Origin of the sequence: Halanaerobium saccharolyticum (genome assembly GCF_003053565.1) — a bacterium.
GTDB lineage: Bacteria > Bacillota > Halanaerobiia > Halanaerobiales > Halanaerobiaceae > Halanaerobium > Halanaerobium saccharolyticum_B.
On record NZ_QAXS01000060.1, the window covers coordinates 1 to 9,198 of the forward strand.

The 9,198-nt window shown below is 36.5% G+C and carries 9 protein-coding genes and 1 rRNA gene; 1 reads left to right on the forward strand and 9 read right to left on the reverse strand.

Going from position 1 to position 9,198, the window contains the following annotated elements; translation table 11 throughout:
- A partial coding sequence (locus C8C76_RS14445; RefSeq protein ID WP_108142862.1) for an ISL3 family transposase occupies nt 1-689 on the forward strand: 689 nt, incomplete at its 5' end.
- Nucleotides 690-805: 116 nt separating this feature from the next.
- On the opposite strand, the gene dhaK is transcribed toward C8C76_RS14445, so the two are convergent.
- The 9 genes from dhaK to rrf all read right to left on the reverse strand — a co-directional run.
- Nucleotides 806-1,798, reverse strand: a complete 993-nt coding sequence (gene dhaK, locus C8C76_RS14450) for a dihydroxyacetone kinase subunit DhaK (RefSeq protein ID WP_108142864.1) — start codon at nt 1,796-1,798, stop codon at nt 806-808.
- Nucleotides 1,799-1,812: 14 nt separating this feature from the next.
- A complete protein-coding gene (locus C8C76_RS14455; protein ID WP_108142866.1) occupies nt 1,813-2,388 on the reverse strand; it encodes a glycerol-3-phosphate responsive antiterminator in 576 nt (191 codons plus the stop codon).
- A gap of 58 nt (nt 2,389-2,446) precedes the next feature.
- Nucleotides 2,447-2,923 carry a hypothetical protein gene (locus C8C76_RS14460; RefSeq protein ID WP_108142868.1) on the reverse strand — a complete coding sequence of 159 codons (477 nt, stop codon included), beginning with the start codon at nt 2,921-2,923 and terminating at the stop codon, nt 2,447-2,449.
- 166 nt (nt 2,924-3,089) lie between these two features.
- Nucleotides 3,090-3,464, reverse strand: a complete 375-nt coding sequence (locus tag C8C76_RS14465) for a DUF1667 domain-containing protein (RefSeq protein ID WP_108142869.1) — start codon at nt 3,462-3,464, stop codon at nt 3,090-3,092.
- Nucleotides 3,465-4,745, reverse strand: a complete 1,281-nt coding sequence (locus tag C8C76_RS14470; RefSeq protein ID WP_108142871.1) for an NAD(P)/FAD-dependent oxidoreductase — start codon at nt 4,743-4,745, stop codon at nt 3,465-3,467.
- Nucleotides 4,738-6,213: an NAD(P)/FAD-dependent oxidoreductase gene (locus tag C8C76_RS14475; protein WP_108142873.1), complete on the reverse strand. Its 1,476-nt coding sequence runs from the start codon at nt 6,211-6,213 to the stop codon at nt 4,738-4,740. Before C8C76_RS14475 ends, C8C76_RS14470 begins: the two co-directional genes overlap by 8 nt.
- A gap of 95 nt (nt 6,214-6,308) precedes the next feature.
- Entirely contained in the window at nt 6,309-7,805 is a 1,497-nt protein-coding gene (gene glpK / locus C8C76_RS14480; RefSeq protein ID WP_108142875.1) for a glycerol kinase GlpK, read from the reverse strand.
- Between the two features lie 99 nt (nt 7,806-7,904).
- Nucleotides 7,905-8,789, reverse strand: coding sequence for an MIP/aquaporin family protein (locus C8C76_RS14485; protein ID WP_108142877.1), 885 nt, complete (start codon nt 8,787-8,789; stop codon nt 7,905-7,907).
- A gap of 321 nt (nt 8,790-9,110) precedes the next feature.
- Nucleotides 9,111-9,198, reverse strand: a 5S ribosomal RNA gene (rrf, locus tag C8C76_RS14490); the annotation flags it as partial.

Consider the following 9,198-nt stretch of genomic DNA (forward strand, 5'->3'; position numbering starts at 1 on the left):
CTTTAACTGATCCGATTAATGGTAAACTAATTGATATATTAACTTCTAGAAAAAAAGATGATTTAATTGAGTACTTCAATACCTGGCCTGAGAAATTGCGGGAGCAGATCAAGTATTTCTCCATGGATATGTGGAGCCCATATAAAGCTGTTGCAGAAACTGTTTTTCCCAACGCTAAGATAGTAGTTGATAAGTTCCATCTGGTTACAGCTATCAATAATGCATTAGATAAGCTGAGAATAGAGGAGCAAGATAAACAGACTGCTGCCAATAGAAAGAAGTTCTATAAATCAAGACTCACCCTTCTGATGGCTGGTGAAGATCTTGATGATGACGGCCATCAGCGGTTGATAGAAATCTTTAAATTATCTCCTGCTTTAGAAAAAGCATGGGAGTTAAAAGAAGAATTTAGAGATCTTCTCCAAATACCTGATGTTAAAGAATCTATTGAAGCTTTAAATCACTGGTATGAAAATGTTAGCCAGGCCAAATTAAATCTTTTCTATAGAGCTAAAGGAACAGTAAAACGGTGGGAACAGCATATTATTAACTATTTTAAAACTAGAATAACCAACGGATTTGCTGAAGGTTTAAACAACAAAATCAAACTAATTAAAAGAATTGGCTACGGTGTTCCCAAAGTTGAAAACTTAAAACGCCGAGTATATTTATCATTGCTAAGTATTTAAGAGCAATTAAAAAAATAAAATAGATAACACGATTCAAACGGTGCTATTTAGATTTCACAACATTTGTGAAAGAACCATAATTCCTTTGCTTTTCTAGCCATATTTTTACCCCAATTCTATTTTAATAAGTTAATTTCAGTTTCTGCTGTTAATAAATCAATTAAATCCTCGTCTAATTTTAAAATTGTTAATGAAAGACCTTCCATCTCAAGAGAAGTCATAAATTCCCCCACATAATTTTTAGAAATCTCTATTCCTTTATTTTCTAAAATTTGATTTGCCCTTCTATTTGCTATATAAAGCTCCATTAGTGGAGTTCCCCCCATACCATTTACCATTAGGGCAACTCTGTCATCTGATTTCACTTTTAAATCTGTTAGAATATCTTCCAGTAGAGAGTCAACAATCTGATCCACTTTTTTTATTTTCATTTTCTCAGTCCCGGATTCACCATGAATCCCAATACCCATTTCCATTTCATCTTCAGCCAGACTAAAAGTACTTTTTTCTGCCGCTGGAAGTTGACAGGGATTGATAGCAACCCCCTTTGTTCTAACATTTTTAATGACCTTTTCTGCAGTTCTCTTAACCTCTTTAAGTGCAGCTCCCTGAGCTGATTTTGCACCGGCAATTTTATGAACAAAGACAGTTCCGGCTACCCCACGCCTTCCAGTTGTATAAAGACTGTCTTCTACTGCTACATCATCGTTAACAACAACCTGATCGACTTCTATTCCCTCTGCCTCAGCCATTTCAGCAGCCATTTCAAAATTCATTAAGTCTCCAGTGTAATTTTTAATAATTAGAAGAACTCCATTACCGCTGTCAACTGCCTTCACTGCCTCAAAAATTGCATCGGGAGTAGGAGATGTAAAAACATCTCCAGCAACAGCAGCATCGAGCATTCCTTCTCCAACATAGGCTGCATGAGCTGGTTCATGACCACTGCCACCTCCACTGATCAGAGCAACTTTTTCTATGGGGGCATCTTTTCTAACAATAATATTATATCCATCCAGTTTTTCCAGGCGCTGATTACTGGCCATTACTATCCCTTCAATCATCTCCTGCACAACTTTTTCGGGATCATTAATTAACTTTTTACCCATCTGCACCACCCTTTCTAATTAAAATTCCATAACTGATAATCACTTGTCGAGACGGCAAAAACACCTTTTTCTTTTAATTCAATAACTTCTTTTTTACTTTTGATCAAACCTCCTGCAATTACAGGATATTCATATTTACTATTTTTTTGTCGTTCGATAAAATAAGGAGCTGCAATTCCCGGCAAAATTTCAACTGCATCAACAGCTCTAGTGTTAAGCGATTTTTCCGCACTAATTAGAGAGGCTGAATCCAGTAAAAAAACTCTTTGGATTGTCATTAAACCCTGTTTGGAAGCCTCTTTAATTAAATACCCTTTTGTAGAAATTATTCCATCACACAAATCATTATCTGCCAGATATTTAATTCCCTCTTTATCATGAGCTATCCCAGCAACAAGGTCAATATTTACCATTAATATTTTATCTTTAGAATGTGCCATTTTCATTGATTTTTTAAGATCAAAAATTGAACCTGTTAGTAAAAAAATTAAAACTGATTCCCTAATATCCATTGCCCGCTGCAGATCTTTAATTTCACGCACAGCCGGAATGATTGGATAGTCTTTAAAATAACCTGCTAAATGTTTCAATATTTTCCTCCCTTAAGAAAGCTCCCAGTCAGCTGACCGGGAGCATTTACTAATAAATTTATGAACTTAAATCAAATCGATTTACCAATTGATTCAAATTTGATGCCATATCAGCTAAAGAGTCCGCGAGTGAAGTAATTTCTTCTGCTGTTGTAACATAGGAAAATTGAGTTTCTTCAAACATCCTATTATTATCCCTCAGCAGATTAGCTCTATTTGTAAAGGTGCTCAGCCAGCCACCCCCAGCCAGATCAATTAATTCTCCGTCCTCAACATAATAATTGCTCATATTAACCAGATTGTAGATATCCTCAAAACTGGCAAAGTAACCAGTTCGCTCTTCAAGACGGTTTAATTCTCCCAGTATTTCTTCCCTCTGATTCTGCCTGATTAAATCAATTCTCTGGTCAATCTGATTTGACATTATAGTCTGAGTATAACTATAAGTAAAAAATGAAACTGCAGACATAACTGCAATTACAATTATTGTTAAAATAATACTTATCTTCCATTTTAAATCCATATTTTTGAGCACAAGCAACATCCCCTATTATTTATATTTGTTTATAAGTTTGAACCCTCTATAATATAATTTGATTTAGAAAGCTAAAATCCTGCTTATTTATAGAGATTAATTATTAAAATAATAGGAAAATACCAGAAGATTAAATGAAAACCCTCTGGTATCAATAAAAATACTCTTATTTAATTTCTGCTGGCATATCTCTAGTTGCTACAATATCTGCTCCAGTATCTAAAATATTTTCTATTAAAACATCCCCCATACTTATTGGGGCTTCAATTACCTTATTACCTATAATCTCCATTGCCTCAAACATATTTTCTAGTGGTATCTGTTTTGTAGTTTTTACCGGGCAGAGAGCCAAGGCTCCATTTTTAACTTTAATTGTGGTTGGTAAAATCCTGGTTGGAGCTACTATTTCTTCTTCAGCATAACTCTGTCCCTGAGGACAGGCATTTCCTTTAATTTCAATTATCTCATCACCTTCGTACTCAACTGTTACTTCACAGCCTTTAGGACAGGCTACACAGGTAAGGGTTTTTGTTTCAATCATTTAATTTCCCTCCTTTTCGATAATATCAACTTTTATTTCATCTACATTACCTAAATCATCAAGTGTTTTTTGTGCAAGTGGTACACTGATCATTTCTCCGGGCTTTGCAAAGGGTTCAGAGAAAGAATATAACTTCTCACCGTCTGCATAAAGATTGATATCAACAGCTGTTAAAGGAGTGGACACTCTCATATATAAAGGAATGCGTTTGCGATCTCCAGCCTCAAGCTCAATTTTTTGTGGAATAACATAACTTACATTTTCGCCTGCTTTTAATTCTGCACAGCTGCCGGTTTTTTCATAATTATCTTTGATATATTTAGCTGCATGTTTACCTGCAATCTGAGACTCTTCGGTAACCCAGTCAACTAAATCATGAACATGAAGTACATTACCACAGGCAAAAATTCCCTCAATGTTTGTTTCCCGACCTTCGTTTACAATTGGGCCACCTGTCCGCTCATCAAGAACTACATCAGCCTTTTTGGAAAGTTCATTTTCAGGAATCAAGCCAACAGATAAAAGTAGAGTATCTGCTTTAATTGTTTTAGCAGTTTCCGGTATGGGTTTAAGATTTTCATCAACCTCAGAAATTTCAACAGCTTCTAATCTTCCTTCACCTTTGATAGCAGTTACTGTATGATTAAGCATCAGTGGTATATCATAGTCTTCCAGACACTGAACAACGTTTCTGGTCAATCCACCAGTATAAGGAAGTAGTTCACAGACTGCTTTCACATCAGCACCCTCTAATTTCATCCTCCGGGCCATAATTAATCCAATATCACCCGAGCCGAGAATTACTACCTCTTTTCCCGGAACAAATCCTTCAATATTTGTATAACGCTGAGCTGTTCCAGCAGTTAATACTCCAGCCGGTCTTGTGCCTGGAATTCCAATAGCACCAGAAGTTCTTTCCCGACAGCCCATTGCTAAGACAACTGCTTTAGCCTCTATTTCCAGAAAACCTTCTTTTTTATTCATTGCATAAACTTTTCTCTCTTTTGTAACATCTAAAACCATGGTATCCAATTTTACTTCAATATCTCTTTCTTCAACATCATTGATAAAACGCTGTGCATATTCGGGGCCGGTAAGCTCTTCTTTAAAATGATGCAGACCAAATCCATTATGAATACACTGTGGTAAAATTCCACCAAGTTCAAAGTCTCTTTCGAGGATCATTACATCTTTAATTCCATCATCATAAGCAGTTTTAGCTGCTGCCAGTCCAGCTGGACCGCCACCAATAACTACTAAATCTTTTTTCACTTTACGCATTATCCATCACCTTACTTCCCAGTAATTCTTTAATTTTATATTCTAAAATTTGAGAATTCCCTTCCTCCTGTTTAACTTCAGTCGGATCAATTCCAAGCTCCTGAGCTATAATATCTACTACCCTTGGTCCACAGAATCCTCCCTGACATCTTCCAGCTCCAGCTCTGGTTCTGCGTTTTACTGCATTTACTGTTCTGGCACCAACTGGGCTGTTAATTGCATCTACAATCTCTTTATAGGAAACAGTTTCACAGCGGCAGATAATCTGTCCGTAATCTTTATTCTGATCAACCATTTTTGCTCTTTCTTTATTTGTCATTTCATAAAATCTAACTGGTTCTTCCCTGGTTTCAATATAATCCTTTTTCTCAGAGAGCTTTAATCCTTCATCAGCAAGAATTTCTGCTGTATAATCAGCAATAGCTGTTGATGAGGCCAAACCAGGAGATTGAATACCAGCAACATTTACAAAACCTTTAACATTTTCTGCAGCTTCGATCACAAAGTCTTCACTATCATCTGCTGCTCTTAGCCCGGCAAAAACTCGGATTGTATCTCTTAAATCCAGACTGGGATAAAGCTTTTTGGCTCCTTCATAAACTTCTTTTAAACCTTCTCTGGTTGTTGCAAGATCAGTTTTACTTTTTACATTATGAGAAGTAGGTCCAATCAAGAGATTGTTTTCAACTGTTGGAGTTACTACAATCCCTTTACTTATCGGGGTTGGAACAGGAAAAACAACATGATTTACTGCAAAGTCTTTGGCGTGATCATAAATATAATATTCACCTTTGCGGGGAGTAATATTAATTTTTTCAATTCCTACCATTTTTGCAATTTCATCTGCATATAAACCTGCTGCATTTACTACATAATCCGCCTCAAAATCACCCTGATTGGTTTTAACACCAACTACTTTTCCATCCTCAGTCATTACATCTTCAACTGCAGTTTCAAGTTTAACTTCCGCTCCATTAGCTACAGCGTTCTGCGCCATTGCCAGAGCAGCTTCCCAGGGAGTAATCACTCCTGCTGTTGGTGCCCAGAGTGCTTTCACAGCTTTAGGAGAAATGTTTGGTTCATGTTCTCTTAACCATTCTTTCCCCACAATCTCCATATTCGGCACATTATTTTTTAATCCCTTTTCATATAATTCATCAATTACACTTAAATTGTCATCTTCCAAACCTACCACAAGTGATCCTATTTCTTCATATGGTATATTTAGCTTTTTTGCTACTTCTCTAATACCCTGGTTACCTTTTACGTTTAGATGACCCTTTAATTTATCAGGATCTGCATTATAACCTGCATGGATAATTGCTGTATTAGCTTTGGTAGTACCTGTTGCCACATCTGCTTCCTTCTCCAATAATAAAATATCAAGATTATATCTGGCTAATTTCCAGGCAACCGCACAGCCAGAAATTCCAGCTCCAATAATAATCACATCATATTTTTTATTCAATGAATTTCCCCCCTAAAATAATATAAAAATTTGATAATTTTCACAGCTGGATCTCTTCAACCCAGCTGTGATTAAGTTTAAGTAAAATATATTAATTATTCCTCTGACCAATTTTTAGAACGCTCAACTGCTTTTTTCCAGCCCCTGTATAATTTCTCTCGTTTAGCCTCCGACATTTCCGATTTAAAATCTTTATCTTTTTTCCACTTCTCAATAAGTTCTTCTTTATTTTCCCAGAAACCTACTGCTAAACCGGCTAAATAAGCTGCGCCAAGAGCTGTTGTCTCATTAATTTCTGGTCTTTCTACCTCTGAGCCCAGGATATCTGCCTGAAACTGCATTAAAAAGTCATTCATTGCTGCCCCACCATCTACTCTCATTTTTTTCAGCTCAATACCCGAATCAGCTTCCATGGCTTCGAGTACATCTCTACTTTGATAGGCAATTGACTCTAGAGTAGCTCTAATTATATGATCCCTGGAAGAACCTCTGGTTAGACCGACAATTGTTCCTCTGGCATACATATCCCAGTAAGGAGCCCCAAGTCCTGCAAAGGCTGGTACTACATAAACCCCACCTGTGTCATCAACCTTACGAGCATGCTCTTCTGATTCTGGGGCAGAATCGATCAGCTTCATTTCATCTCTGAGCCACTGAATAGCCGCTCCTGCAATAAAGATTGAACCCTCTAAGGCGTAATTTACTTTCCCGTCTACTCCGTAAGCAATTGTTGTTAAAAGACCATTTTCAGACTTAACTGCTTTTTCTCCAGTGTTCATCAGCATAAAACAACCTGTACCATAAGTATTTTTTGCAGTTCCTTTTTCATAGCATACCTGACCAAAAGTAGCTGCCTGCTGATCTCCAGCAATTCCAGCTATCGGAACATTCTGGCCAAAGAAGTGATAGTCTGCTGTTTTTCCATAAACTTCACTGGACTGCTTTACTTCGGGAAGCATTGACTCCGGAATTTCTAAAATATCCAGCATTTCCTGATCCCATTCTAAATCAAATATGTTATAAACCATTGTTCTGGAGGCATTTGTATAATCTGTTACATGGGTTTCTCCACCTGTTAACTTCCAAATCAACCAGCTGTCAATGGTTCCAAATCTTAATTCTCCTTTTTCTGCTCTTTCTCTGGCCCCATCAACATTATCCAGCAGCCATTTTATTTTTGTACCAGAAAAGTAAGCATCTACAACCAGACCGGTTTTATTTTTAATTTTTTCTTCTAATCCCTGATCTTTTAAGTCATCACAGATAGAAGCTGTTCTTCTGTCCTGCCAGACAATAGCATTATGAATAGGTTTACCAGTTTCTGCATCCCAGACAACTGTTGTTTCTCTCTGATTTGTAATACCGATAGCAGCGATTTGAGAAGGTTTAATATCTTTTCTTCCCATAGCATCAGCCATCACAGCCAGGGTAGTTCCCCAAATTTCATCTGGATCGTGTTCAACCCAGCCCGGCTTTGGAAAATGCTGAGTAAATTCTCGCTGAGAAGAACTAACAATTTCTCCATCATGATTAAAAACTATTGCCCTTGAGCTTGTGGTTCCTTGATCAATTGCTAAAATATAATCTTCCATTTTCATATTCCCCCATTTAATAATATTTTATATTTGAAAAAATAAACAAAAATTTAACTCCCTTAAAGTTAATTTCTTGCTAAAATTAAACTATCCTTTTTATTTGCATTTATTATCTGCCATTTCTGCAAGCTCTTGTATCTCTTTTTCATTCAGGATATCCAAAAGATCTCCTGTTAACATATCTTCTTTAACTTCTCCTCTCTGCAATACCTCAGGCAGATAAGATCTAATAAATTTTTTATAAATAAATGCTCCTACAACTCCTCCAATTAATGGACCAGCAATTGGAACCCAGAAGTAATAATTATGAGCAGTAAAAGGTGTTGAACCCCAACCTGCTAAAGCTGTAAATAATTTGGGGCCGAAATCACGTGCAGGATTAATCGCGAAGCCAGTTAGTTGTCCACCAATTCCACCAATTGCTGCAACTAATAAACCAACAGAAATTGCTGCTCCTAATCCTTTAGGTGCAGTTGAATTAAGAGACTCTGTCATTGCCATAACTCCCATTAATAAAACTGCTGTCAGGATCAACTCGATCATCATCGCTTTAGGATTTGTAATGTTATCCATGGCAATTGTATGAAAAACTGTCATATTAGCAGCTGTTTTTACTGCAAATTGTTCAGCATAGATATAATATGCACCAGCTGCTCCAATAAAAGCTCCAATTATCTGAGAAAGAATAAATGGAATTACTTTTTTCCAGGGAAAATCTCCTACAGAAGCCAACCCAACTGTAACAGCAGGATTAATATGAGCCCCGCTGACTCCACCAGTAATATAAATAGCCATTGTCACTCCCAAACCCCAGAGTACACTTAATTCCCACCAGCTAATATCTGCTCCCACCTGAACTAGATTAGCAACAACACCAGCACCAAAAAACAGCAGAATTGCTGTCCCTATAACTTCTGCAATACATTCCCCCAGCAAACTTTCTTTTTCTAAATATTCCTTCTGAAATTCTTCCCTATTCATTTAATTTTACCTCCAATTTTTAATCTACTAATTAACTACTGTTCATAACAACCCAACTCCTTTATATATAAAATCTGCAGATTTAAAAAGGCTTTTTAAAATACAAAAAAACCTTATTGAAATTTAGATAAAATTGGGTAAACTACCCCCTCTAAATCTCAATAAGGTTTTCTCTTCGGCTCAACCTCATACTTTTTATTTAACTGTGAATAAAGTATAGCATTAAAAATAATAATTGTCAAACACTTTACAAAATTAAATTAACCATTTTGCAATTCTTAATTAATTATCATTATTTTCTGTCATTTTAAATAAAAAAAGGACCGGCAGCGACCTACTCTCCCACATCGTTACCAATGCAGTACCATAGGCGCTGGAGGACTTAACTTTTGTGTTCGAGATGGGAACA

Coding starts and splice junctions, on each gene's coding strand:
- C8C76_RS14470 (WP_108142871.1), bottom strand. CDS start 4,745: ATGCGTAAAGTGAAAAAAGATTTAGTAGTTATTGGTGGCGGTCCAGCT.
- dhaK (WP_108142864.1), bottom strand. CDS start 1,798: ATGGGTAAAAAGTTAATTAATGATCCCGAAAAAGTTGTGCAGGAGATG.
- glpK (WP_108142875.1), bottom strand. CDS start 7,805: ATGGAAGATTATATTTTAGCAATTGATCAAGGAACCACAAGCTCAAGG.
- C8C76_RS14465 (WP_108142869.1), bottom strand. CDS start 3,464: ATGATTGAAACAAAAACCCTTACCTGTGTAGCCTGTCCTAAAGGCTGT.
- C8C76_RS14485 (WP_108142877.1), bottom strand. CDS start 8,789: ATGAATAGGGAAGAATTTCAGAAGGAATATTTAGAAAAAGAAAGTTTG.